The 23,899-nt window shown below is 59.0% G+C and carries 21 protein-coding genes, 2 tRNA genes, 2 rRNA genes and 1 other RNA gene; 8 read left to right on the plus strand and 18 right to left on the minus strand.

Annotated elements, in window-relative coordinates; translation table 11 throughout:
* Positions 1-25: 25 nt before the first annotated feature.
* The 5 genes from uvrB to ACOZ4H_RS00580 form a co-directional block, all read right to left on the minus strand.
* Positions 26-2,086, minus strand: coding sequence for an excinuclease ABC subunit UvrB (gene uvrB / locus ACOZ4H_RS00560; RefSeq protein ID WP_424327495.1), 2,061 nt, complete (start codon positions 2,084-2,086; stop codon positions 26-28).
* 49 nt (positions 2,087-2,135) lie between these two features.
* Positions 2,136-2,747, minus strand: a complete 612-nt coding sequence (locus ACOZ4H_RS00565) for a rubrerythrin family protein (RefSeq protein ID WP_424327496.1) — start codon at positions 2,745-2,747, stop codon at positions 2,136-2,138.
* Positions 2,748-2,808: 61 nt separating this feature from the next.
* An RNA gene (rnpB, locus tag ACOZ4H_RS00570) (RNase P RNA component) lies at positions 2,809-3,287 on the minus strand.
* A gap of 331 nt (positions 3,288-3,618) precedes the next feature.
* On the minus strand, positions 3,619-5,382 hold the full coding sequence (locus ACOZ4H_RS00575; protein WP_424327497.1) for a nitrite/sulfite reductase: 1,764 nt from the start codon (positions 5,380-5,382) through the stop codon (positions 3,619-3,621).
* Positions 5,383-5,474: 92 nt separating this feature from the next.
* The gene (locus ACOZ4H_RS00580; protein WP_424327498.1) at positions 5,475-5,816 is read right to left on the minus strand and encodes a hypothetical protein; all 342 of its coding nucleotides are present in this window, start codon (positions 5,814-5,816) and stop codon (positions 5,475-5,477) included.
* Between the two features lie 273 nt (positions 5,817-6,089).
* Between ACOZ4H_RS00580 and ACOZ4H_RS00585 the strand changes: the two genes are divergently transcribed.
* From ACOZ4H_RS00585 to ACOZ4H_RS00600, 4 genes are all read left to right on the plus strand, one after another.
* Positions 6,090-6,242, plus strand: coding sequence for a hypothetical protein (locus ACOZ4H_RS00585; RefSeq protein WP_424327499.1), 153 nt, complete (start codon positions 6,090-6,092; stop codon positions 6,240-6,242).
* Between the two features lie 48 nt (positions 6,243-6,290).
* Complete coding sequence (locus tag ACOZ4H_RS00590; RefSeq protein ID WP_424327500.1) at positions 6,291-6,968, plus strand: DUF7119 family protein; 678 nt, start codon at positions 6,291-6,293, stop codon at positions 6,966-6,968.
* Between the two features lie 34 nt (positions 6,969-7,002).
* A tRNA-Lys gene (locus ACOZ4H_RS00595) sits at positions 7,003-7,076 on the plus strand.
* A 312-nt stretch (positions 7,077-7,388) separates the two neighbouring features.
* The gene (locus tag ACOZ4H_RS00600; protein WP_424327501.1) at positions 7,389-7,616 is read left to right on the plus strand and encodes a hypothetical protein; all 228 of its coding nucleotides are present in this window, start codon (positions 7,389-7,391) and stop codon (positions 7,614-7,616) included.
* Positions 7,617-7,655: 39 nt separating this feature from the next.
* Here ACOZ4H_RS00600 and ACOZ4H_RS00605 read toward each other — a convergent pair whose 3' ends face one another.
* From ACOZ4H_RS00605 to ACOZ4H_RS00620, 4 genes are all read right to left on the minus strand, one after another.
* Positions 7,656-8,522: a hypothetical protein gene (locus tag ACOZ4H_RS00605; RefSeq protein ID WP_424327502.1), complete on the minus strand. Its 867-nt coding sequence runs from the start codon at positions 8,520-8,522 to the stop codon at positions 7,656-7,658.
* A gap of 111 nt (positions 8,523-8,633) precedes the next feature.
* Complete coding sequence (locus tag ACOZ4H_RS00610; RefSeq protein ID WP_424327503.1) at positions 8,634-8,966, minus strand: hypothetical protein; 333 nt, start codon at positions 8,964-8,966, stop codon at positions 8,634-8,636.
* A gap of 60 nt (positions 8,967-9,026) precedes the next feature.
* A complete protein-coding gene (locus tag ACOZ4H_RS00615) occupies positions 9,027-9,206 on the minus strand; it encodes a hypothetical protein (RefSeq protein WP_424327504.1) in 180 nt (59 codons plus the stop codon).
* 109 nt (positions 9,207-9,315) lie between these two features.
* Positions 9,316-9,624: a hypothetical protein gene (locus tag ACOZ4H_RS00620; protein WP_424327505.1), complete on the minus strand. Its 309-nt coding sequence runs from the start codon at positions 9,622-9,624 to the stop codon at positions 9,316-9,318.
* A 79-nt stretch (positions 9,625-9,703) separates the two neighbouring features.
* Between ACOZ4H_RS00620 and ACOZ4H_RS00625 the strand changes: the two genes are divergently transcribed.
* On the plus strand, positions 9,704-10,117 hold the full coding sequence (locus ACOZ4H_RS00625; protein WP_424327506.1) for a hypothetical protein: 414 nt from the start codon (positions 9,704-9,706) through the stop codon (positions 10,115-10,117).
* Positions 10,118-10,256: 139 nt separating this feature from the next.
* Here the strand turns inward: ACOZ4H_RS00625 and ACOZ4H_RS00630 are convergent, their stop codons facing one another.
* The 5 genes from ACOZ4H_RS00630 to ACOZ4H_RS00650 all read right to left on the minus strand — a co-directional run bounded on the left by ACOZ4H_RS00630 (position 10,257) and on the right by ACOZ4H_RS00650 (position 16,563).
* Positions 10,257-11,399, minus strand: coding sequence for a signal peptidase I (locus ACOZ4H_RS00630; protein WP_424327507.1), 1,143 nt, complete (start codon positions 11,397-11,399; stop codon positions 10,257-10,259).
* Positions 11,400-11,635: 236 nt separating this feature from the next.
* Positions 11,636-12,850 (minus strand): DUF5305 domain-containing protein, encoded by a 1,215-nt coding sequence (locus tag ACOZ4H_RS00635; protein ID WP_424327508.1) that lies wholly within the window; start codon positions 12,848-12,850, stop codon positions 11,636-11,638.
* 362 nt (positions 12,851-13,212) lie between these two features.
* The gene (locus tag ACOZ4H_RS00640; protein ID WP_424327509.1) at positions 13,213-15,024 is read right to left on the minus strand and encodes a hypothetical protein; all 1,812 of its coding nucleotides are present in this window, start codon (positions 15,022-15,024) and stop codon (positions 13,213-13,215) included.
* Entirely contained in the window at positions 15,021-15,590 is a 570-nt protein-coding gene (locus tag ACOZ4H_RS00645) for a DUF7344 domain-containing protein (RefSeq protein WP_424327510.1), read from the minus strand. The genes ACOZ4H_RS00640 and ACOZ4H_RS00645 overlap by 4 nt, the downstream gene beginning before the upstream one ends.
* 358 nt (positions 15,591-15,948) lie before the next feature.
* Complete coding sequence (locus ACOZ4H_RS00650; RefSeq protein ID WP_424327511.1) at positions 15,949-16,563, minus strand: hypothetical protein; 615 nt, start codon at positions 16,561-16,563, stop codon at positions 15,949-15,951.
* A 177-nt stretch (positions 16,564-16,740) separates the two neighbouring features.
* Between ACOZ4H_RS00650 and ACOZ4H_RS00655 the strand changes: the two genes are divergently transcribed.
* The 3 genes from ACOZ4H_RS00655 to ACOZ4H_RS00665 all read left to right on the plus strand — a co-directional run bounded on the left by ACOZ4H_RS00655 (position 16,741) and on the right by ACOZ4H_RS00665 (position 19,839).
* Positions 16,741-17,328: a hypothetical protein gene (locus ACOZ4H_RS00655; RefSeq protein WP_424327512.1), complete on the plus strand. Its 588-nt coding sequence runs from the start codon at positions 16,741-16,743 to the stop codon at positions 17,326-17,328.
* An 81-nt stretch (positions 17,329-17,409) separates the two neighbouring features.
* A complete protein-coding gene (locus tag ACOZ4H_RS00660; protein WP_424327513.1) occupies positions 17,410-18,726 on the plus strand; it encodes a hypothetical protein in 1,317 nt (438 codons plus the stop codon).
* Between the two features lie 306 nt (positions 18,727-19,032).
* Positions 19,033-19,839: a hypothetical protein gene (locus ACOZ4H_RS00665; RefSeq protein WP_424327514.1), complete on the plus strand. Its 807-nt coding sequence runs from the start codon at positions 19,033-19,035 to the stop codon at positions 19,837-19,839.
* A gap of 217 nt (positions 19,840-20,056) precedes the next feature.
* Here ACOZ4H_RS00665 and ACOZ4H_RS00670 read toward each other — a convergent pair.
* The 4 genes from ACOZ4H_RS00670 to ACOZ4H_RS00685 all read right to left on the minus strand — a co-directional run bounded on the left by ACOZ4H_RS00670 (position 20,057) and on the right by ACOZ4H_RS00685 (position 23,721).
* Positions 20,057-20,132 (minus strand) — tRNA-Cys (locus ACOZ4H_RS00670).
* A 46-nt stretch (positions 20,133-20,178) separates the two neighbouring features.
* Positions 20,179-20,436 carry a DUF5789 family protein gene (locus tag ACOZ4H_RS00675; RefSeq protein WP_424327515.1) on the minus strand — a complete coding sequence of 86 codons (258 nt, stop codon included), beginning with the start codon at positions 20,434-20,436 and terminating at the stop codon, positions 20,179-20,181.
* A gap of 101 nt (positions 20,437-20,537) precedes the next feature.
* Positions 20,538-20,660, minus strand: a 5S ribosomal RNA gene (gene rrf, locus ACOZ4H_RS00680).
* A 130-nt stretch (positions 20,661-20,790) separates the two neighbouring features.
* Positions 20,791-23,721 (minus strand): 23S ribosomal RNA (locus tag ACOZ4H_RS00685).
* Between the last annotated feature and the right edge of the window lie 178 nt (positions 23,722-23,899).

Consider the following 23,899-nt stretch of genomic DNA (forward strand, 5'->3'; position numbering starts at 1 on the left):
AGCGGGGGCTCTGCGAACCGGGAAATCAGAACTCCGGCCCGGGTGCCGGAACGCCGTCGCTGTCGTCGCCGCCGTCCAGATCGAACTCCTCGCGCAGTTCGCCGATGCGGTCCCTGATGTCCGCGGCCAGTTCGAACTCCAGGTTGTCCGCGGCCTCCTGCATCCGCTCTTCCAGTTGCTCGATCTGATGGGCAGCCTCGTCAGCATCGCTCGCACCGTCACTGGAAATGCCGCCGGTGTCGGTCTTGCTCCCCGGCAGGTTCGTCTCGCCGACTGCCTTCTCGATGGTCGTCGGTTCGAAGCCGTGTTCCTCGTTGTACTGCTGCTGGATGCGCCGGCGGCGCTGGGTCTCCTGAATGGCCGACTGCATGGCGTTGCTGCGCTCGTCGGCGTACAGCACGACTTCGCCGTTGACGTTTCTGGCTGCGCGCCCCATCGTCTGGACGAGCGTCGTCTCCGAGCGCAGGAACCCCTCTTGATCAGCGTCGAGAATCGCGACCAGCGACACCTCCGGGATATCCAGCCCCTCCCGAAGGAGATTGATGCCGACGAGCACGTCGATGTCGCCCAGTCGGAGCGACCGGATGAGTTCGTGGCGTTCCAGCGTGTCCGTCTCGTCGTGCATGTAGGCGACGTTCACGCCGGACTCTTCGAGGTACTCCGTGAGGTCCTCGGCCATGCGTTTCGTGAGTGTGGTCACCAGCACCCGCTCGTCGCGCTCGACGCGCCCGTCGATCCGTTCGAGCAGGTCCTCGACCTGCCCCGTCGCCGACGCGATTTCGACGGCCGGGTCCACGAGGTGGGTCGGGCGGACGATCTGCTCGACCACCTGGTCGCTGTGTTCGCGCTCGTAGTCACCGGGCGTGGCGCTCACGTACAGCGTCTGGTCGGTCTTCTCCTCGAACTCCTCGAAGGTGAGCGGGCGGTTGTCGAAGGCCGTCGGCAGGCGGAAGCCGTTCTCGACGAGGCTCTCCTTGCGGCTCTTGTCGCCCTCGAACTGGCCGCGGATCTGGGGGAGCGTCTGGTGGGACTCGTCGACGACGGTGAGGAAGTCGTCGGGGAAGTAATCCAGCAGGGTGTATGGGGCCTCGCCGGTCTCGCGGTCCGAGAGGTGGACCGAGTAGTTCTCGATGCCCGAGCAGTAACCCGTCTCCTGCATCATCTCGATATCGAACGTGGTCCGCTCCTCGATGCGCTGGGCGGCGACGTGGTCGCCCTGTCGCTCGAAGTAGCTGATACGCTGGTCCAGCAGTTCCTTGATTTCGTCGATGGCCCGCTGGAGCCGCTGTTCGGGAATCGAGTAGTGTTCCGCCGGGTGGAGCAGGGCGGCCGGTTCCTCGCTTTTGACCTCGCCCTCCAGCGGGTCGACCTTCAGCATCCGGTCGATCTCGTCGCCCCAGAACTCCACTCGGAGGGCGTAGCGGGCGTACATCGGGTAGATCTCCAGCGTGTCCCCGCGCACGCGGAAGGTCCCCTGCGTGAAGTCCACGTCGTTGCGCTCGTAGTTCAGGTCGACCAGCCGCCCGAGCAGGTCATCGCGCTCGATCTCTTGGCCCACCTCGAGCGAGAGGGACATGTCGATGTAGTTTCGCGGGTCACCGAGCCCGTAGATGGCCGACACCGACGCGACGACGATGACGTCGTCCCGGGTGAGCAGCGAGCGCGTCGCGGAGTGGCGCAGCCGGTCGATCTCGTCGTTGATGGAGGCGTCCTTGTCGATGAAGGTGTCCGTCTGCTCGACGTAGGCTTCTGGCTGGTAGTAGTCGTAGTAGGAGACGAAGTACTCGACGGCGTTGTCCGGGAACAGCTCGCGGAACTCCTCGTAGAGCTGCGCCGCGAGGGTCTTGTTGTGGGCGATGACCAGCGTGGGCTGCTGAATCTCCTCGACGACCCAGGAAACGGTGTTTGTCTTCCCGGAGCCAGTCACACCGAGCAGGGTCTGCCGGTCCATCCCCTGGCGATAGCCCGACGCGAGCTGTTCGATGGCCTCGGGCTGGTCGCCCGCCGGCTCGAACGGGGCGTCGACACGGAACTCGCGGTCGACATCTGGTCGGTCGATAGAGAGTGGTCCGCCGGTGTCGCTCATTACCCACACATCGGGCTGGACGGACTTGAGCCGCGTGGTTCGTGAATCGCTAGCAGACGGGCTTCGGGTTCACGCCGAGGTCTTCCAGCGTCTCGAAGTACTCGTCGTAAGCCGTCGAGATGACGTCGATAGCAGCCGCCTCCGCGGCGGCCCAGTCGTCGTCGCTCTCGCAGACGGCGTCGAGCAGTTCCGCCGCTTCCTCGCGCAGGTCCACCACGTCGCTGCCGGCGCTGCGGAACGTGCTCGCCGTCTGTGGGTCTGCCTGGCCGGTGAAGAAACCGGTGTACTGCTCTTTGACCTTCTTGTCGACGAGCGTCCAGCCGACGAAGCCGCCGAGGCGCTCGATGGTCCCGTCGAAGTCGTCGAGTACGTCGTGCATCGCCGGCGTCCGGTCGACCGGGTCGGCATCGATGCTGTCACGACGCTCGGCCGTCTCGGTCGCGGCGTCGGCGAACAGCGCCGCCGCGTCGACGTGGTCGTCGTCGCTCCAGACGTCGAAGGTGTCGTGGGCCGCCTCCTCGCGGGCGGCGGCCGCCGCCAGTACCACGTCCGGTTCCATCTCGCCGCGGGTGTCGGCGTACAGCGTCTTCGAGGAGCCAAGTCGGGAGAGTTCCGTCTGCTGGTCGTCACGAACGGCGTCGATAAGATCGGCTGCGGTCATACACGAGCCTGCGGCCGGCGCGGGCTTGTAACCATCGAACCCGCCGCTACCGAGGTGGTGTGGCTGCGGGGAGTAAGCCCCCTTCTGTTCGGGCCAGCATTCGGCTGAGCGGCCACGTCCAGCGCTCCCGCGCGGCGTCGGACTACCTGTCGACGCGGCCTTGCACCGGTGAGGTTTCGCCGTTCCATCGGTCCGTCGCCGGGGGCGTGGGGCGTCAGAGACGGCCCACGTGTGGAGCACGGATGTGGTCCACGGAATGCGTGGGGCGTCTGCGGCCCACGGAACGCGCGCCCCGGAGTCACCGGGTCGCGGCTGCCCTCGGTGGGTTAACTCTCCCTCGCTTTGGCCGCGTGCCGCACCGTCTGGTGGGGCACGACCAGCCTCGCTCGGGATTCGCACACCTCATCGGTCCGGCGACGACGTGTCGTTGCTGTTCCAGAGCCGACGGTCTCCCGCCCCGGGCTTGCGCCCGGTCACCTGTCCGACAGGTGGGGGGACTTTCCTCATGGCTTGCGCCACGGGAGCCGGCCTCCCGCTGCCACATACTGATACGCCAGTGCCGCGAATAAGGCTTACCAACGACCTTTTTTCACCGGGGTATCGCGCTCGCCGATGGCGAGCGCTCAACCCCGGCCAAAAAACGTCGATGAAAAAAGCGCGAATCGCGCCGCGATTCGCGAGAAACCGCTCGCTTCGCTCGCGGTATGCGCGCAAACGACAACGACTGGTTTTGTGTCTTCAGGCGTGCCTACCCTTCCCCGGGTCGCGCGACAGAGCGCGCTCCCGGCCCAAGCAGAGAAGAGAGGTGATCGAAACGCGGACAACCGCACGATTCGGCGAAAATCGAACCGAGAGTGCCCAGTAGTGCGTCTTAGTCGTCAGAGGGGAGCGGCTCGCCGGCACCATCGGTCGGCGCAGGCGAGGACTGCATGTCGTCGTCCTCTGCGTAGGGGTACCACGTCATCTTCGTGTTGTGCATGTACGGGTCGTGGTAGTCCGTCTCTTCGGGCTCGACCATCTCGGCCAGCGTTTCCTCGTCGCGGTCCTCCACGAAGTCACGGAAGGTCTCGCCGCCCTCGCGAGCGTCCTTGAAGTTGTTGACGAGGTTCTTGATCGCGCCGGGGACTTCGTCGGCCGGGACGCGCATCTCCACCCAGTCGGCGAAGCGCGGGTCGTCGCCGAGGCCGCCGCCGAGACCGATGTCGAGCGCCTCGACCGGTTCGCCGTCCTTGCGGGTCTTCATACCGCGCAGGGACACGTCGGCGATCTGAGGCTGGGCACAGGAGGCCGTACAGCCAGAGAGGTGGATGTGGAAGTCCTTGTGGTCCTCCGGCAGTTCGACGTTGTCCTTGAGCCAGCGGGCGTAGCGGACCTGCCGGTTCTTCGTCTCGACGATAGAGAGCGAGCAGTACTCCGTGCCCGTGCAGGCGATAGAACCGCGCATGAACGGCGACGGGTCCGGGGAGTAGTTCTCAAGGAGGGGTTCGCTGGTGAACTCGTCGAGGTTCTCCTCGGGGACGTCGGTGACGATGATGTTCTGGCGCTGGGTCAAGCGGACCTCGCCGGAACCGTACTCGTCGGCGAGTTCCGCGAGTTCGAGCACGTCGTCGGCGCCCATGCGGCCGACCAGGACGTTCAGGCCGACGTAGTAGTTGCCGTCTTTCTGCTCGTGAATCCCGACGTGGTCGTTGTGCCCGTCCTGGGACCCGGTGTTGTAGCTGTACTGGTCGCGCATGTCCTCGCCGGCGGTCGGCAGTTCGAAGTCGACGAACTCCTCCTGCAGGACCGAGCGCATCTTCTCGGGGCCCCATTCGTCCATGAGGAACTTGATGCGGGCGTTGAAGCGGTCCTCGCGGTCGCCGTACTCGCGGAAGAGCGCGGACATGCCGTGGGCCACGTCGGCGGCCTGCTCCGGCGGCACCCACACGTCGATATCGCGGGCGAGGCGCGGTTCCTTGCGAGAGAGGCCGCCGCCGATACGGACGTTGAAGCCGAGTTCGCCATCCTTCTCGGCGGGTTCGAAGGCGAGGTCGTTGATGTCACCCTGGCCACAGCCTTCGTCACAGCCGGCGATGGCGACTTTCCACTTGCGGGGGAGGTTTGCGTAGTCGTCGTTGCCCTTGAACGTCTCGTGGAGGTCCTCGGCGACGGGCCAGGCGTCGACGTGCTCGTGCTTGTCCTTGCCGGCGACGGGACAGCCGACGATGTTCCGCCAGGAGTCACCACAGGCCTGCTGGGTGCCCAGGCCGACGGCTTCGAGTTTCTCGAAGATCTCCGGGATGTCCTCCAGCTTGATCCAGTGGAGCTGGATGCTCTGGCGGGTCGTCCAGTCACAGTAGGCCTCACCGAACTCGGGGTTGTCGACGGGACCGGTCGCGTACTCCTTCGCGACTTCGCCGATGACTTCGAGCTGACCGGGCTTGATGACGCCGTTCGGCGTCCCGATACGCATCATGAAATAGGACTCCTGGCCGGAGCGCTGGTGGTACAGGCCCCACCATTTGAAGCGCTCGAACCAGGCGTCGTGTTCGTCCTCCGGGATGGCGTCCCAGCCCTTCTCTGCGAACTCCATCAGATGCTCCCGGATCTCGTTACCGTAAACCTCGTCCTTCCATTTCTCGACTTTACTGGGCATAGCTAATGTATTCTCCCACAAGTCTCACAGACTTATACACCACACTTTGCCGTCAACCGTCTCCCCCACTCCCCGAAACAAGAGATTATTGCCTACTCTTCGGGGCGGGCAAGCCGGGTTCGCTTCTCCGGGAAATGGACGCTCTCGTGGACAACACCGTGGAACTCGCCGGAATCGGGGTCTACGACGCGGCCGACCGTCAGCCAGTCGGTAACGCCGCTTTCACCGCAGGTGATACACTGTCCGGCTATTCGCGCCTGAATATCCGGATAATCGACGCCCACTTTCACGAACCCCTCCGCGAGGAAATCCGTCGTCTCACACCCACAGAAGTCGCTTCGAGCCAACAGCCACAGGTCCGAGACGTTCACTTCCCGCGAGTCGTTGACGGAAATCCAGGCCCCGTCGTCGAGCTGGTGAACGTCGGTCGTCATTACATCTCATTAGATTCCCGAGACACCTGAGGGCATCGGCGGTCGCAAGTATCACCGGAGCCGAGGAAAAGCCCACGCCATCGTGCGGTGCCTGTGTCCCGTTATCATAGCACACTACCATTCGAGCGCCGTACAAGATATGCACATATGTTGCCTGTAAGCCGCAGTGCGGGCCAAGCTTACATCAGAGTCCGTCCTTAAGATAGTGGGGCTATTACAGAGGAGTACGACATTCCGTGGCGGCCACCCCTGGTCGTCGCTGTGAGAGAAACGATGACGAACGCACACCAAACCCACGACGACGATGCCGAGCGCGAAGAGCCAACGACAGACCACCTCGACAATGTCGAGGACGGCTGTGGCTGCACAGAGATCTGGGAGCACATGAGCGAAGAGCGCGACAGCGAGAGCGCATCCGACGACTGACACCCCTGTACGGGATACTTTTGTGCGGCGCTCCCCAAGCACGTATCGATGCCTGAGGGGCCCGACAACTACGTTCCATCGACCGACCGTGAGTCACCGGTCGGCAAACCGGTCATCCGCGGGGACCCAGCACTCACTGGACAGCGACCCGAGGAGGCCATCGAGTTCGATCCCGACGACCCCGAGAGCCTCGAACTCGCCGCCAGAACAGTCAAGAAATTCTCCGAGAACACCGCCGGAGCAGACGACAACGTGTTCATTCTGCGTGGCGCGGCCGCGTGTGCAGCCCTGGTTCGCGGTGAAGGGTCCTACAAGGCCGCTACGGAACGGGCCGGTGGCGAAGCCTCGGTCTCGTTCATCCGGAAATGGTCCCGCGTGCACGACCTCCCGCGGTCCGTCCGCATTCACGTCGCCAAGGGAGAAATCGCGCCGACGGCGGCCAAACACATCGCCAGGGTCTCCGGCGAGTCCCGCCTCCTGCTGGCGTGGGCCGCCCTGGACCACGATCTCACCGTCCGCCAGATCCGGTCGGTCGCCAGCAGTGTCAACGACGGCGCGTCCGTGGACGCGGCGCTCGCCAGAAAGGGGTACGCGCTGGGCGAGTTGCGGACACAACTCGACCGGGACGCCTACTGTCGACTCCGCCGGCAGGCTGCACTCGATGGGGCCTCACCCGGGGAGGTCATCAGTGAGGCTATCGAGTCGTACTTCGACGACGGACCGTAAGGTCTTAATCGCCACTCCCCCGAGCGAATAGCGAGGGCCGGTAGCTCAGTTAGGCAGAGCGTCTGGCTTTTAACCAGATGGTCGGGGGTTCAACTCCCTCCCGGCCCGTTGTCCTGCGAACGATAGTGAGCAGTGACAACGATAGGTGGGTGTTGAACCCTGGAAGGCACGCACAGCGAACGAACGTGAGCGAGCATGTCTTCCTCCGGTTCAACTCCCTCCCGGCCCGTTCCCCTATGAACGACAGTAAATAGTGGCAACACTACGGAGGAGTTGAATTACGCCACGAGCGAACGCAGTGAGCGAAGTGGAGGTGGGTCGTCTCCCTCCTGTCCCGCTGTTCGTAGGGAGAAGAAGCGGCACGTTGGTGAATCGTCCGAGACCGGTTCATTTACCACCGAGACAGCGGATGTCACCAGTATGGACGGAAATACCGGTACAATTCAGCGCGTGCTCGCGCAACCGCTACGCCCGTTAGGCGTGACTGTCGGCGTACTGCTCGTCGTCGCCACGCTCGCTGCGATTGCCAGCACGCCGTGGCAGACGTACACGTCGATGGGCGCGGTAATTGTACAACTGGTCGCAGCGGTCATAATGGGTGTGATCGGTGTGGGACTGGCGTACATCAGCTGGGCAGCCGACGCGTAAGTCAGTCGCCGAGAACGGAGCCGAAAACAGGCGTTGGTGTTATCCGCGGACGGGCATGTACGCCATCCCCAGCATCAGCACGGCCGCGATGCCCGAGAGTATCGAGACACCCCAGATGCCGTTCTTGCGCTCGTGGAAGTAGTCCTGCTGGTCGAGTGTCTCCTGATACTGGTCGTACTGCTGAATCGGGACGATCTGGACGGTGCTGTGGTCGGGGAAGTGCGTGAAGAACCGCTGCTCGTTCAGCGTGACGTTCCCACCTTCGGACAGTTCGACTGTATTTTCCCGCGGGGCGAACCATTCGAGCGTCGCGCCGTCGTCGGTCACCTCGGAGATAGTGGTTTCCTGGGTGCCGCTATCGGTCGAGTGCGGGTACGTATCGCCGGTGGTGAACGACACCGTCTCCGGCTCGGGCAGCCACTCGCTCAGCGGGACTTGCGTGTTGTTCGACCGGTAGACAACGTACTCGGTCCCGTTCTGGGTCGCCAGCGTGTTCTGGACCGAGGAGTCTTCGACGAGGAGTGCGCTGACGTTGAGCTCTTTTTCGAGCGTGACTGTGCTCTGGTTGCCGTCTGTGTACACGCGGTAGGTGTCGTTCTGGTAGGTCGTCGTGGCGTTGTGCTCTAATGTCGCCGTATACCGTGACGATTCGTTCGTCCACGAGAGGTCAGCTGCCATACTGCCACCGCCACCGCCGCCGTGGCCGCCACCGCCGCCGGACATGTGGATGTTCGTGGCTGTGTATTCCGTTCCGTCGACAGTGAACGTACTCTCGTTCGTCAGTTCGGCGTCAGCGTCAAGCGACACCGCCGGCCGCTGACTCTCCGCGACGCCGATGTAGGCGTACGCAGCAACACTGATAACGAGGAAGAACGCGAAGTACGCCGCCGCGGCTCGTCGTTGCATATCAGGAGGGTCAGTCGCCGCGCCGTTTAATGATTACTTTTCGAGTGTATTGATAGGCGGGTGGCAGGGGCGTCTCGGCGCGGCGACGGAAGTGTCGATGCATCGCACCGGTCAGGCTGTGTCGGACTCCCCCGCGAGAACGTCGTAGCTATCGAGCGTCCCTGCCATCGACGGGGCATCCGGATCGTCTTTCCGCTGCGTGCCGTAGTCCATCCACACGCCGCTCGTGTAACTGTACATCTCAAAACCAGTGTCAGTCTCGACGACAATGTCGATGACCGCGTCTTCGGGAGCGTCATCGAGAATGACGGCCGACCGAACGTCGTTGTCGTGGTGCATCACCCAGACCGCGACAGCGTCGTCGATGTCATCCAGCAAGGCACTGGCTTCCGCCGGCGAGAGCGGACGGTGGGGCCAGTCCTCGACCGGTTCTGGTTCGTCCATACCAGTATGACGGACCGGAACGGCATCGGTGTTCCCCCGTGACGCCGAATCGCTCGTCCGTCAGTCAGCGAAATAGCTGGTGAAAAAGCCAGACAGGAACGACGAAACAGCGACGGCCAGGGCCATCTCAGTCAGACTCCACGGCGCGTCTTCATCGTCGGCCAGCCAGACCGTGATAGCAACACTGACTACCAGTGAGACGATCCCGTTGAGGAGGTGCTTGCTCTTGAGCAAACTCATATGCCTATTCGTTGGTGTGGGATTCGTATAGAGATTTCCCACGAGCGGCGTGTAGCTGGCTGAAGCGTGGCCACTGAACTCACTTGGTACTGTGTTCTCCGCGGCACAGTTAGCCGTCACAGCAAACCGTGTACCGAACGTCGGAGTGGACAAGCGATTCGACCCTCTCGACGACGCCGTCGACCGTCTCGAACCGCCCGAACTTGCTCACGACCGCACCGTCCGCGCGTAACACGACTGTCCACCGGTGTCCGTCCGGACCATCGTCCCGTTCGAACGCGAACTCACGGTCAGGCAGTCGAGCGACGACTGGACCGTCGGTAGTGACCGCCCACGACACGTTATCGGCAAGCACGCTGTCCAGTGCCGTTTCGAGTCGCCGGCCGAGTTTGGCCATCGGTTCGTCCCGTGCGCCCATACAGAAGCGTCGGGGTCCAGGAGCATAAGCCGTTGTGACACTACACAACGTTCAAACGGCCCAAGCCCGTACTAAAGATGTGACTCAGTCGCTTCTCGTCTACGACGGCAGTACCGACCTGTTCCGGCGCGCTGCCGAGACGGTAACCCGTTGTGCCACGGACATCACGCCCGTCCCTTGGGAATCCGATGCGATTCAGGCGTTCCTCCGGGCGCAGTTCGACGACCCGCCGTTCGCGTTCATTCTGATTGAGGGGGAGTCCGTCCACGTCGGCGAAGCGGCCGTGAAGGAAGCGCTGGAGGGGCTCGACGTCGCAGCCCCTGTCGCCCGACTGGCCGAGCAGGTGTATCCCACCGCCGCCGCGCCGTTCGGGCGTGTCGTCCACGGCCAGGTCCCAGCCGACATCCACGGGACCTTTCCACTGGACGAGACGGCGAAAACCCACATCGAATCGCTCCGGCAGGTCCACACGATTCCTGTCGATACAGAGTAATCGAGGCAGTCAGTGGCACGACCGATCAGGGCTAGCACGTCGCGCAGTCGAGTGTCCCGCGAGCACATGTCACCCTTGGCAACGAGTTCAGATGACGTGCCGCCAAGGACGCTATGCGTTGAACAATCACATCGCACTGTCACAGCAGTCTACGTTTTAATCGCAGATACAGCGGGATATCCCGGTCGGTATCACGAACACGTCGCTTGCTTGTCCCGAGCAACCCGATAACGAATGCCAGTACAGCCACGGTGAGCGCCGCATTAATCACACCCAGTGCCACCAGCGGGTGAATGTCATGCATCGCGATAATAACAGTGGGTGGCAGCAAAACGATGTATCGATACTCGGAGACGGTCACCACCTTCTGTTCGCCTCGCGGTGGTGCAGGCGCATACAACGCTGTTGAGTCCGTTTCTCCGCCCGGGACGTCGAGCCATCGGTTCTCGATTGTCGTGCGACCGGACGCGTTAAACACGACGAGCATTGTCACCAGCGCGTCTTCGTTGTTGGCTACAAGCGTGGCTTCGACCGGGTCACCAGGGGCAATATTGTTTCCGGTTGCGATCTCACCGGCCGGGATCTGGTGGGTCGAACTCGGGGCCACCATGGCGATGTTGGCTGGCACAATGATGATTGCGGTCAGAAAGAGCGCGGCGTATCGTGGATCGAAGGTATCCTGCCCGCGCGAGCGCTCTCGTTCGCGCGAGGACCCACTCACGATCCCACTGCCGATGCTTATTGCAAACAGTATCACGCCGGAGACCAGCATCACCGAGCCTGCCTGCCAGGACTCGGCCGCCTGCTCAACCCCGAGGACCGTGGTCACCGCAGTCAGAATGTTCGTGACAACGACGCGGCCGGCGAGGATGGCCGTGCCGAGATTCGGGATCGTCACCACCTGTCCACCGGGTTGCCAGGCGACCGCGACGATTTGGCTTTCAGTCACTGGGGGTTCAGCCCCGTCCTGATCTGTGAACGGGTTCGCATCCCCCCGGGTGATGTATCCGCTCTCAGTTTCGCCGACAACTCGGTGTGTCGTCAGCTCCCCACCGCGAATCTCCTGTGACTGGAACACGATGACATCGCCCTGCTCGATGTCGCCCGCAACCTGCTCCGGAATCGCAACGAAGCCATCGCCTTCCTGAATCGTTGGCGACATACTCCCGGACACGACGAAGCTCAAAAGCACTGGCTGCCCGACCAGTGCACCCACGATGAGTGTCAGAACCAACACGAATCCGGCGATTGTCAGCCCCCTCACCACGTACGTTCGGAGCATACCAGCGTGTCGCTACGCGATGTAGACCAGCAGAATATAAATCGGTGTTGTTCAGTCGAAGAGAGCGACGTGAGCTCTGTCATCACGGAATACTGCGTTCCGGGCCGCTACCTGTGCCAGTCGCAAGCGGTGGCTCCCGCTGTCAATATCTATCCCCTGCCGTGGCCGCGAAACTAGAAACAGCACAAACACTGTCGGGGCGATCAGCAATTACGGGACGTGACCAGTCGGTAGCATTACCCGTCGTTCGAATCGGGCGTGTCGCCTTCATCAGGATGTGTCGCATCAGCATTCTCGGTCGAGTCGTTGAAAAGCAGGCTAGAAAGCGACGCTGTGTCTTCCGTGACGGGCTCGGTATCCCCTGTCACGGGTGACGCAAGTGGGTCGACAGCCGGTGGTGCCGTGTACGTGTAGATTTCACTGTCGACGAGGACGGCATACCGATCACCGTCTTCGAGGACCCGCCTGTCGCTGTCGATAGCGATGTCGACGAGGTCGACGAGCGAGTCCGTCGGCACGGGCGTCCGGTCGTCGGCATCCGGAATCCGTGCCGTAGAGATCCACTCGTCGAAATCGTCACGCGCGCGCTCGAACTCGTTGCGTGCTCGCTCGCGGTCGCTGACTGCCAGCCAGCCGCGCCAGCGTGCTGTCCCGAGGAAGGCCATACAAAGCAGTCCGATCACACAGAGCACAGGCCCACCGTACAGTTCCAGCCGTGTCGGTTCGATAGTCCGGGTCACCTGCTCGGTCGCGTCGTAAGAACTCGCTCCGGCTGTGGTAGTGCTGACGCGGTAGACACGCTGGCCGGGCACAATCTCGATGCGGTCAGTTCGTGTGTCGGTGAACGCCTCTCCGTCGACCGACGACTCGATGGTCGTGTCGGCGACGAGTAGCACCTCTGTCTGTCCGGGGGCAGCCCCGAGGTCGTTCTGTATTGTTTCGGTACGGTTGAGGATTGTCGGAATATCCACACTGACCGTGGTTGCCGCCGTTTCGCCGTCTTTGACCTTGACAGCATCGAGCGTGTCGAGCGAGTCGTGCGTCTGCCAGTGGACCACCTGGTTCCCGTTTCGCTCCTCGACCGCGCGGATGACGAGCGACAGGTTCGTCGAGGTAACTGCCGCGTTCCCGTCGGTGTTGTCGTGTGAGACCGTGTACGTGCCGTCGAGTTCGGGCGATGCCGTCGTGAAGTACAGCGACCGGTTGCTGAGTTCCTCACCCGCACTGAAAACCTCGGTATCACGCGTAACTGTTGCGCCGTGTTCGAACTCGCTTTCCACCGTCCACGTCCCAGTCGTTTGCTGCTCAACGACCGTTTCCGCGCCGTCGACGTGGCTGTCGTATGTAATGTATCCGCCAGCAAGCGCTAGCACGAGTGAAAGTAGGATGAGTGGGAGTAGCCATCGGTTGAGTATGGAGCGAACGGAGACCGAAAAGAGGTGTTCTGTCATCTGTGTGTGATACTACGCTGCTATTAGCGTTGTCGTGGTTTGTACATTAGAGTTTTCTGTTCTTTTTCGGTTTGGTTTGCATATACTCTAGTAATGGCAACTATAGCGTTTCTGCACTATGTCACTCTACTATAATGAGTATTGCTTTACTATCAGACTGACTTCTGATACTGACCAATTGTCTTACCTGACGTAACCGTATACTCCACAGAGTATATCAGCCTGGTTCAGTTGAATTGGCACTTCCCTCGGGGCGTCGGTCGCATTGTACCTCTGTCTATTCGGAGACTCTGTTCAGGCCATTGGCAGGGGCGAGTGAGTATATTCGGGGTCAGTGATGGAGTTCAGACGGTTGTTGCAGGCTAGTCAGTAGTAAATGAGGTCTTACGTTCGTCACCGTTAGGATCCGTGTACCAGAGCGTAATGTCAACCGTTTCACCATTCATATCAGTATATTTGAAACTCCCTGACCCCTGCCCATTCCCCTTCCTGCTTCGGAAGGAAAATAGACCGATTTCGGCGTCTCCATTACTCTGTAGCTTCTCTGCAGGGTAATCTATCGGGTCCAGATCGATGTAATCGCCGATCTCGTACCAAGTCCACCACCAGCCTCCATCTTCGTAATCGGCTCCTGACTCGGAGTAAGACCCATCCGTCCCGTGTCCCCAATCGTTAGTGACATCCATCTCGACTTCCTGATATGAACCTGTATCTCGATAAAGACTATCCGCATCGGCAGTTGTCGAGTCAACTCGAACACCAGTCGGTTCAATGCCGTCATCGAAATTGTGTGTGATTTTGAAGTAGTAGTCCGAGTAGTCTCCCTCTTGTCGTTTATCCGAAGCTCCGGTAGCAGTGATGTCTACCCCCCTAATCTTTACTTCAGTTGTGTCGCTCGTATCATTACTGTTGGCTTTCAGTTCGTACGTCCCTGGTGTTTCATCGCTGGTATCCCAATCAAGCTGTATCGTCTTTTTTTCTCCGGCAGTTAGTGAAATGGTCTGGCTGTCTTTTTTTGCATCTTCGACAGTGGCCATTATCTCCTGCACGCCAGGTTGTTCTCCGGTATTTTCGATTTCAACGGCGATACTGGCGATATCTCCTTGATTGACTGTAATCGAGCTATCGCTAGTGATTTTGACATTGAAGTTGGCCGGATCGGCAGCCTCGTTCCGCGATTCGAACCGAAGCCAATTGATTTTCGGGTTATATGTCCCATCCGGCGGGGTGATGCTCAATTTTTCATCATCAACCTCAATAGAAAAAGTGTAACTTTTGCCCTGTGTTGAGCGTTGGTTAGTTTCATCATCGAAGTTAGTGTCTCGCAATTCGACTGTCTCGGCTCCGCCAGCGACATCAAACGAGTACTCCTGATCAGAATAGGACGGGTCCTGGCAGTATATTGTTACGTCATACCAGCCATCCGGGAGATCGATCTCCCAGTACGGATCAAGAGAGGCGTCGTATGCGGTAGGAATCCGACTGTTAGTGGTAAAGTGTGCAAGTGTCTTCTCTTCAGTATTCAGACTCCCGCCCCGGTTTCTGGTTGTGTCAGTCTGCTCACTTTCCCACCCATAGTAGAGCGTTGATTTTGAATCGAACTCGTCCCGGAGGCCGAATGTGCGCCCGGTATCAGGGATGAAACCCGACGGTGTGCCAGTTTCAGGATTTTCAAAATTAATACAGTTCACGCAGGAAAGCGATACGCTACGTGATGCTGTAATCTCAGGAGCCGAATTAGGAGCCGTTGACGACGCAAAAATTTCCAGTTCGATCTGTCCCGTCTCTTTGATTCGGTTGTTTCCCGACCCAGTTATCGTCGCGGTCACCTCTCCGGAGTCGCCAACATCGAGCGAGTTTGGGAAGGTTCCGAGTTCCACGTCAAAATTTAGTTCTACCGGATTTTGAACGGTCGCTCCAACCGTATCGAGTTTTGACCCGGTGTTGTTTGTCAACGTAACCAGTGGACGGGTCTCAGTTTCAAACACCAACTGATCATCGTGCGTAGTGATACCAAGCAGCGGATCATCAGAAGAGCTGTCGTCAGCCGTCGTGTCGATATTCACCTGACGGTCAACAGTCACGTCTGTGAACCCACCGGTGCCCCAGGTCAGAAGGCCAGCGCCGCTACCGATCAGCCCGAGTGCACTCCGGCGAGTCCACTTCTTGCTCATGTTTCAACATCCGGGGGCTTCTCGCCGGCTCCCAGACGGAGTTGCTGGCTCTGCCAGACGTGGTACAGCCCGGAGCAGAGAAACAGCATGACAACGAGACCGGCCCACGCGAGGTCAGGGATACTGTCCGGGAACACACCCAGTCCGGCAGCGCCAACTATCGCACCTGACAGAACCGCCAGGCCGAGGTAGTACTGTCCCCACGGGATGGAGTCCTCCGGCACGACGTCCATGTACACGTCGAGGTCCGCTGCCTGCTCGGTCAGCGTGACCGTGCCGTTATCGTAGTCGATCACGCCCGCACGGTCCATCGCGGGCAAGTGCGTCTGTTGCATCGACGTGTACACGCGATGGCGTTCGTTGGACGTAATCTCACCCTGTGTTTTCCCGTTTTCCCACGCCGCCACCTGTTCCGCGATATCTGATAATTCCGAGTCACCGTCCGTCTGCTTCGCTACGTGTAGCGCGTATCGGCGACGGTGATTACTGAGTAACTCAAACACCTCGTCCCGTGTAATCGCGTCACCAGCCCCTATCTGGTTGCTTTCTTTCCCACCCACGGCCATCACATAGTAATTAGTTCGTAATATAAAAAGTGTTCTGGAATGTCAATGGTAACAAAATTGCATGTAGATTAGGCAGTTAGCGAGCAGGATTCAGTGTTGGTTGCTTCAAAAATGGTGTTACTAGATGTAGGTATAGCATGTCGGTTTGGCGTGGAAAGTCATAGCGGAGATATCTCGACTACGGCACTACTGAGTGGCTACGCATGTATGTCTCTATTCACCAATTGGGTCCGATATGCGCTGTCGTGACGACAGCAAAATGTACCACAGCCAGATGTCATGTTACTAACTATCAGAGTCATATGGTACTCTAGCTGCCTTCTGGCTGATTGCTACACTACGTTTGGTTGGCGGACAGTTATTCGATTCTGATGGTCAAGGTGGTAGTGTCGTCGTCACCAGCAGTATCCACGGCTGCGTCCAGGCTCTCCGTAGAGGGACTGCTAATTGTCGTCTTCGGGAACCCACCGTTGTTGATTGTGCCGGTACTGTCGGCGATGTTAAGGAAGTCGGAGCCTCCGTTACTCAACTCAAGCGTCACGTCGAAGCTGTCGGTTGTGGTGTTGTCCCAGTTGTCAATCGTGAATAGGTCGCTGTAATTGACGGTTGAGTTCGGCGGGAGTCCGTTACTGGAGTCCCCGAAGATAATTTTCGGGTTGTCGTTTGCAATGAGACTCACTTCGCCCTCAGAGCCTCTTGCTGCAGAGCTCGTCGGGGCTAAGCTGGTCGGGTCGGTGGTGCCGCCATCATCGACATATACCGAATCGGACCCGCCGACGTCAACTCTCACATCAACGTATCTGTCTGCAACTGCATCCGAATCCTCATTGGCGCCAGAAATCTCATCTGCTGTGACGACGTTCACGTCAACTGTCCGCTGTGCTTCGACGCTCGTAAACGCGCCTGAGCCGAAGAGCGCCCCACCACTGATTGCCAGTCCACCGAGTCCCGTAAGTACGTTTCTGCGATTCATAGGTTAATTAATCAGCACGTTATGTCCGTGCCGTACCAGCATACAACAGTTTCCGGGGACTTACTATTGGGCTGCTTGAGTGGGGTTATAGCCGTGCTTGAGCCGTTAATGGGCGTCATTAACCCCGCTCAGGCACGTCAATAGTAACTGGGAGGATAGCGTTTTGTTGCATAACAGATGAGACTGAATCGACGAAGTGTCCTGCTCGGGCTCGGGACAATCAGTGCGAGTGTTGGCGGCGCGTTCGGTTCCGGTGCGTTCTCCTCAGTTGAAGCGACGCGGACGGTTGAACTCAATACTTCCAACGATTCGAATGCGCTTCTGGGTTTTGAGCCCAACACATCGAACGGAGAGCCGAACAACATAATCGACACGGAGGACACGTCTGATGACACGGCAACTGATGGCGGTGATTCTGTAATCAAGCTCCAACAGAAAGACCTCAATCAGAACGCGACAACCAAATTTAACGACGCCCTGAAGGTGGTCAACAGGGGCGATAAGGACATCGGTGTCTCAGTGGACGATACGGACAATACGAGCCTCATTGGAGATGGAAAGTTGCTGGATATACGGCACGATGGAAGTTCTATCGTCGGTAACGGAGACTCTGCGCGGGGATACGCCGCGGACCTTCCTTCTGGGGAAAACAATCCCAGCATCACGCTCACGATCGTCATCAATCTGCAGGACAACGCTGACGAAAACATAGACAACGTTAGCGAGGTCGTTTTCGCGGCCCGGCAGAAGGATTACAACGTATAATCGCTCCGATGGTAGGCCCCGCACTGGGACAGAATATCACCAACTCGACAACGCTCTGACTGAATACCGTTAGGCTACGACATGAAGTGGTACTTCGCCCTCGGGCTCGCGTTCATCGTCTGTGGGACAGTCATGTCTACGGCCGCAGTCCCGCTCTCCGAACCGGTTGATGAACTCTCCCCAGCAGAGGACACCGGGGTCGCACTGACCCCGGCTGACACGCCCAACGGCGACCGCTACGCGTCGTTCGACAGCAACGGCGAGCTTGTCATCTCTGTTGACGTTATTTCCAGCACCAAGACCGTATTCGACGACGTATTTGTTGTCGGTTTTGCGGGTGTCACGGGTAGCGACGAGGCGGCAACGATCCAGATCAAACACGATAGTGAGTGGCTGGACATCTACAGGAATGTAGATTCAGACACACGTGAGTCGGTCGATGAAGCGAGTAACACGCTTACGCTTGATCCAGGCGAGCAAGCAACGCTCGGGTTCACTGTGACGACAGCGGCTGATAGCCCGTCGTCCCGCTCTGAGACAGTGACCTACACGATGGAGATTCCGGATGCTGAGTCAAGTGCTGGCGGCGGTGGCGGCGGTGGAGGAGGTGGCGGTAGTGTGGGCGGTGGAAGCGGTGGCGATAGCGGCGACGACACTGATGCAGGCGGCAGCGATGGCGGTGACACTGATGCAGGCGGCAGCGATGGCGGTGACACCAACACGGGCGATGGTAATGAGACAGATGCAGGCAACGGTGACGGCGACGACACCAATGCAAGCGATGGGAATGGCACTGACAACGGGAGCGGAGACAGTCCCGAGACTGTGACGCCGACTGGCGAGCCGACTGAAACACCCGCTGGCGAAGGAAGCAGTGGCAGTGGTACTGGCGACGAGACATCGACCGACGAACCGACTGAGACAGCCACCGACAGCGAAGAGGAAACCGTGGCCGGCGGTGGGGCCGAACCTGCGCCATCGACACCCGAAGGCCAGCAGTCAACCGAGCCGAGCGGGTTCGCGCTCGACCTCGATCCGGTGTTTGGCATCGGCTGGGGACCGTGGACGCTCATCGCCGGTTTACTCGCTGTAGCGACGAATTACCTCGTACAGACGCGGTATCACGATGTCCTTCCTGTTCTCCAGACGCAACCAAGCGACCGTCGCCATCGGTTCCGCCGCGTCGTCGTCCGCGAAGCGGCGATCGGCCTCGCCGGAATCGTGCTCACAGTGCTTGTCGTGTCAGCGGCTTCGAGCGCTGGCTTCGGTCCAGTCGCGCAGTTGATCACGGCGCTTGTGTTCTCTGCTGCAGTTGGGACGGTAACCGGGTACCGACTGGTCCCGGAACTCGGCGCAGTTCCCGATCTCCAAGCAACGGACGGCCGCACCGAAGAGTAATAAGAACAACCCGAACAATTCCCGGTCGCAGCGCCACTGTGGACCGCAGTAGTACCGCCCCCGGATCCCGACGGAGGGACATACCAGAACAGTCAACCTCCCTGTGTACACGACGAATTCCACCCCTATATCCGCTGATTCAAGCATTCGAACGTCCCAGTGTCACGCTGCAAAATCAAGTCTGATATCCGTGGCCGAGGGCTTATTTAAGCTAAACGGATATAAGCTCATATTGACGTAGACACCGAGCGACGGCGAGCGAAATCGGCACGGCAGACGTTCTATGAGCAGTTTCGTCTATTCGATGTGATACTTGTTCTCACTTTTCCACTGCTTCTGTGGCTCGGATACGGCCTTCCGCTGGGAGTCCGTGAGTCGCTCGTGTTCAATTATACAAGCCCGACTCTGCTCGCGGCATTTACCTCAGCGTTCATTCATTTCGAGTTCGGTCACCTGATGACGAACGTCGGATTGTATGTCCTTGTAGTCCCGCTACTATATCTCCTGAGTGTGCTGAGCGGCCGTCAACAGCAGTTCCGGGTTTTTGTTTTTACCGCCCTTCTCGCGTTTCCCCCCGTCCTTTCGTATCTGAATCTCGCAATCGCCAGGTCCTCCGTGACGTTCGGTGCGTCCGGAGTTATTATGGTTTTCGTCGGCTACCTCCCACTGGCACTGAGCGATTACCTCGACACAAACTTCGATATCGGTCCGGGCAACGTAGTCGCGCCAGCCCTGTTCTTTGCAAGCCTGGGGCTTATTTCCGTGTTGAGTCTCCAGTCCGTGCTACTAACGAACCCGACAGTGCTGCTTGGCACTGCTGGCCTGGTCCTGGCTACAGTACTCAGTACAGTGTTGTATAGCCTCTCGGTGTACGAACAGACCAACAACGCACGAACGAAGATCAAGTCTGCAATGCGTGCGACCGGGGACACCGACCTGATATTGCTCACGGTTTTGCTGCTTTTCGTTGTTCCAATCATCGCGTTTCCCGCGAATCCGCAAGTCGACAACGGCGTGCTCAACCTCTACGAGCACTTCCTCGGCTATGCGCTGGGATTCATGACATCTTATATTACTAAAACGCAGCTACGCAGCCTGGATTCGCGCCTGTGAGGATAGCTGGGAGCCAGCCTCCGACCGCACGGTTAGTTCGCCCGGCAACATCCGTCGTCTGTCTCGCCGATAATGAACGACGCACACGACGTGCCCGTACTGTATTTTTCGATGAAGCCCATGCACAGTTGGTTTCGAGCAGTTTCTGGGACGTTGCCTCACGCAAAACGACAGGAACCGGTTATCGTCCGGAATCAATCAGGATGTATAAACAAAAAGCCAAGGGCCGGATTTGAACCGGCGATGGGCGGCTCTGCAGGCCGCTGCGTTAGGCCAGACTCTGCCACCTTGGCGCGAATAGAGGTAATCAACTCGGTCGTTTAAGCGTAGCGAATTCGATTAGCCCTCGCCCTCTGACTGGCCCGGTTCACCGACCCCTTCAACTGGGATAGTGCTGTAAATCGATGATTGTGCCTCGTCTGGCGAGTCGAACTGCTCGTCGTTCACTCGAGCCAGTAGCGCAGCCAACGATTCGGACCCGTCCGCGTAGACGAGCTGTACGTCGTCGAACTCCGCTCGGGCGGTTTCGACCGACAGCGGGTACGTCGCCGTTTCGAGAAGTTCCGTAAGTTCGTTCAGTTTGACTTCGCGAGTCATACTGCCGACTCTCGACTCAATCATGTAGTTACGCACTGCTTATAAATACAGAAAGCCCACTCGGGAGAGATGTCTCTCCCGAGTGGGCTATAAGATATGAATGGTGGCGGCGAACCGCGTTTCCCAGAGGCTCGCGCACTCCAGTACTCCCCGGAACGCTGGTGGGCTTATCTTCCGTGTTCGGGATGGGTACGGGAGGCAACCCCACCGCTGTGGCCGCCTAACGTCGAGTCGCGGAATCGAACCGCGAGAGTACCAGTCTCGATCGGGTCCACCGTCTGTCCGTGCGATCCAGTTTGCGCCTGGACTCGTTCAGCGACGAGTAAATCGTCGGTGAATGAGTCACAGTGCGTATGAATGATGGCTTTGGTCTGTTAGTGCTCGTGGGCTTAACGTCTCGTTACCTCGACGCGCACACCCCAAGTCTATCAACCGCGTCTTGTACGCGGGACCTCAGCGGTGTCTCTTTTCCAAGTGGGTTTCGAGCTTAGATGCGTTCAGCTCTTACCCCGTGCGGCGTGGCTACCCGGCACGTGCTCTCTCGAACAACCGGTACACCAGTGGCCACCAACCGTAGTTCCTCTCGTACTATACGGTCGTTCTTGTCAGACACCATTACACACCCAGTAGATAGCAGCCGACCTGTCTCACGACGGTCTAAACCCAGCTCACGACCTCCTTTAATAGGCGAACAACCTCACCCTTGCCCGCTTCTGCACGGGCAGGATGGAGGGAACCGACATCGAGGTAGCAAGCCACTCGGTCGATATGTGCTCTTGCGAGTGACGACTCTGTTATCCCTAGGGTAGCTTTTCTGTCATCAATTGCCCGCATCAAGCAGGCTAATTGGTTCGCTAGACCACGCTTTCGCGTCAGCGTTCCTCGTTGGGAAGAACACTGTCAAGCTATCTTTTGCTCTTGCACTCTTCGCCGGGTCTCTGTCCCGGCTGAGATAGCCATAGGGCGCGCTCGATATCTTTTCGAGCGCGTACCGCCCCAGTCAAACTGCCCGGCTATCGGTGTCCTCCTCCCGGAGTGAGAGTCGCAGTCACCGACGGGTAGTATTTCACTGTTGACTCGGTGGCCCGCTAGCGCGGGTACCTGTGTAACGTCTCCTACCTATGCTGCACATCGGCGACCACGTCTCAGCGACAGCCTGCAGTAAAGCTCCATAGGGTCTTCGCTTCCCCCTGGGTGTCTCCAGACTCCGCACTGGAATGTACAGTTCACCGGGCCCAACGTTGGGACAGTGAAGCTCTGGTTAATCCATTCATGCAAGCCGCTACTGATGCGGCAAGGTACTACGCTACCTTAAGAGGGTCATAGTTACCCCCGCCGTTGACAGGTCCTTCGTCCTCTTGTACGAGGTGTTCAGATACCTGCACTGGGCAGGATTCAGTGACCGTACGAGTCCTTGCGGATTTGCGGTCACCTATGTTGTTACTAGACAGTCCGAGCTTCCGAGTCACTGCGACCTGCTCCGTTCCGGAGCAGGCATCCCTTCTTCCGAAGGTACGGGACTAACTTGCCGAATTCCCTAACGTTGGTTGCTCCCGACAGGCCTTGGCTTTCGCCGCCATGGACACCTGTGTCGGTTCTCGGTACGGACACTATGCTCGTCTTTTCATGGGCCCCAGGTTGAATCACGTTTCCCTATACCGCCGTTCGTCCGCTTCGTGCCATTACGGCTTCCACGGAGTTGGACGGTTCGACCGGGCGAATGCCCGGCGTGATCGACCCCAGGGCGTCAACTTTCACTGCATAGTGGCACAGGAATATTAACCTGTTTCCCATTTCGTCATAGTCGAGTTGCGGTATGACTTAGGACCGGCTAACCCTCAGCTGATCAGCAGTGCTGAGGAACCCTTATCCATTAGGCCGTCGGGGTTCTCACCCGACTATCGCTGCTACTATGGCCAGGATTTTCGTCACTATTCGGTCCACAGGAATTCTCATCCCTGCTTCCACCCAAATAGAGCGCCAATCTACTCGATTACCAGTATGAGTGGTACGGACAGGTCTCGGTGGTGGATTTGAGTCCCGATCATTTTGGGCGCCTCAAACCTCGGCCGGTAAGCTGTTACGCTTTTCTTAGAGGGTAGCTGCTTCTAAGCTCACCTCCCGGCTGTCTAGGGCTCGAGACCACCTTCAGAGGATTACACTTAATCCACACTTGGGGACCTTAACCTATCTCTGGGTTGTTCCCCTCCTGGTACACAGGCTTACCCCGCGCACCGGAATCCCCGCGTCAAACAGCGTCTGTAGGTTTGGAGTTTGACAGGTGTGCCGACTCCTCTCGGAGGCGGACACACCAATCGGTCGCTCTACCCCACAGACTACCTCGGCGGAGGTCATGCTTCGACATGTTTCGATTGGAACCAGCTGTTGCCGGACTCGATGGGCCTTTCACCCCTACACATAGATCACGAGAGGGTATTGTAGGACACCAACTCTAACAGACTTCCACGTGCCTTTCGGCACGCTTCATCTTGTCCATGCGTAGATCGTCCGGATTCGGGTCGTGTTCGTATGGCTCCCCGCGCTTGAACACGGCGGCCCTCGGGCAAAGCCCTGCGGCCATGTCGGTTTCCCTGTGCCTCCCCGGATACTCCGGTTAGACTTGCCATACAGACACACTCCCTGGCTCGTTTTTCAAAACGTACGACAGAACATCGGCTTCCTGTAAGTCTTACTGGACGCTCGCGCGTCGGTCATTCGTTACAGGACCTTGTATGCCCTGTCGCTCGATCGCCAACTGATTTCATGCTCTATTTCGCCTCCCTTCTGAGGGTACTTTGCAGCGTTCGTTCACACTACTTGTTCACTATCGGTCTCAGGTTGTGTTTAGCCTTCGCAGTCGATGCCTGCGTTATTCGCGAGAGATATCCAACCCCCGCTACTCTGGCACTACCGCACAGCGTACTGATTTCGACTACGGGGTTGTCACCCTGTATCACGCTCTGTTCCAAGAGACTTCGTCGAAATGGTCGGCTGATGAGAGGTAGCCCTGACACCACATTGCCCGTGAGGGCTTCGGTTTGGGCTGTATCGCGTTCACTCGCGGTTACTGACGACATCACATTGCGTTTTCTTTTCCTCCCGATACTGAGATGTTTCAGTTCTCGGGGTTCCTCATTGCGCGAAGCAATTGTTAGAGAGATTCTCATTCGGAAATCCATGGTTCTTCGCCTCCGTGCGGCTCCCCATGGCTTATCGCAGCTTGGCACGTCCTTCATCAGCGCCTGAGCCGAGCAATCCACCAGCTGGCATAGTAGCCAACGTCGTTGTGACTCGTTCAACTGAACGAGTCCAGTGGACGCCTGGATCGCACGTACACACGGTTTCATATTCGCCCCCAAGGTGGAGATGGTGGGCGAATCGACCCTTCCCAGGCGCGGTTTCACCCGACCTGGTGCATCTGTCGTCGTACCATATCCCATCGCCGTCCCACACTTAAGGGGCA

It is taken from the genome of Haloarcula amylolytica, from assembly GCF_049705545.1.
Taxonomy (GTDB): Archaea; Halobacteriota; Halobacteria; order Halobacteriales; family Haloarculaceae; genus Haloarcula; species Haloarcula amylolytica_B.